Source organism: Streptomyces sp. NPDC049915 (assembly GCF_040656475.1).
Classification (GTDB): domain Bacteria; phylum Actinomycetota; class Actinomycetes; order Streptomycetales; family Streptomycetaceae; genus Streptomyces.
The window spans coordinates 1-1451 of record NZ_JBFAMH010000082.1; the positions used below are offsets into that span (position 1 = coordinate 1).

The 1451-nt window shown below is 69.1% G+C and carries 1 protein-coding gene; it reads left to right on the forward strand.

What is annotated here, in order from left to right; all coding sequences use genetic code 11:
• Positions 1-127: 127 nt before the first annotated feature.
• Complete coding sequence (locus AB0J12_RS39630) at positions 128-1336, forward strand: IS701 family transposase (RefSeq protein WP_363269662.1); 1209 nt, start codon at positions 128-130, stop codon at positions 1334-1336.
• Positions 1337-1451 lie beyond the last annotated feature (115 nt).

Consider the following 1451-nt stretch of genomic DNA (forward strand, 5'->3'; position numbering starts at 1 on the left):
ACTAGTAGTGCTTGGTCAGGTTCATTCGCCGGTGGCGTGTCCGTTTGATCGGTTCGGTCGTTGAGCGGGTGTGCTGGGTGGGGAGTTGGCCGCGGTCCGGTGTGATCTCGAGGACTTCGCGGCGGAGATGTTCGAGCCGTTCGCGCGGGCGGATCAGCGCCGGTGGGGCGAGGTCTATCTGCGGGGGCTGCTGCTGGACGGGCGGCGCAAGTCGGTGGAGCCGATGGCCGCCCGCTTGGGCGAGGACGGCAACCGACAGGCCCTGGCCCACTTCATCACCACCAGTCCGTGGGACGCAGCGCATGTGCGGGCCCGGCTGGCCTGGCGGATGCAGCGGATGATCAAACCCACCGCGCTGATCGTCGATGACACCGGCTTCCTCAAGGATGGGGACGCCTCTGCCTGCGTGGCCCGGCAGTACACCGGCACCGCGGGCAAGGTCACCAACTGCCAGGCCGGGGTGTCGCTGCATCTGGCATCCGATGCAGCGTCGGCGGCCGTGGACTGGCGCCTGTTCCTGCCCGAAAGCTGGGACCCCGCCTCGCCGAAGGCCGATCCAGCCAAGGTCGCCCGCCGCACGAAGTGCGGCATCCCCGAAGAGGTCGGTCATGTCGAGAAGTGGCAGCTGGCCCTGGACATGATCGACGAGACGAGGGCATGGGGCATCGAGGTACCCCTCGTCGTCGCCGACGGAGGCTACGGCGATGCCGCAGCTTTCCGCCTCGGCCTGGAGGAACGCGCCCTTGACTACGTGGTGGGCATCTCCACCACGACCACTGCCCAGCCGGAAGAAGCCAGGCCCCATATCCCGCCCTACGGCGGTCGCGGGCCTCGGCCGCAGCCCGTTTACCCGAAGCCGGCCCAGGCCGTGAAGAAGCTGGTCATGGAGGCCGGCAAGCGGGCCGCGAAGCCAGTGCAGTGGCGGGAAGGCTCCCGCCCGGGCAGCGGCCGCAGCGGCTTGAAGCGGATGTACTCGCGGTTCGTGGCCCTGCGGATCCGGCCCGCCGGACGCGAGATCCGCAGGAACACCGAGGGACCCGAACTGCCCGTGCGCTGGCTGCTGGCCGAATGGCCCGCCACCGAGCCCGAACCGGTCCAGTTCTGGCTGTCCAACCTGCCCGCCGACACCCCACTGCCCACCCTCGTGCGCACCGCGAAACTGCGCTGGCGCATCGAGCACGACTACCGCGAGATGAAGCAGGTCCTGGGCCTGGCCCACTTCGAGGGCCGCACCTGGCGAGGCTGGCACCACCACGTCACCCTCGTCTCCGTCGCGCACGCCTTCTGCACCCTCCAGCGCATCACCCGGTCCCCAAAAGAGACGGCGTCGGCCTGAGCCTCTACAAGGTCGCCCGCGAACTGCAGCTAGTCCTCGCGGTCTGGACCGGCGCCTGCCCCACCTGTCACCGCGACATGCCACAACCGATACCGACCTGACCAAGCACTACTAG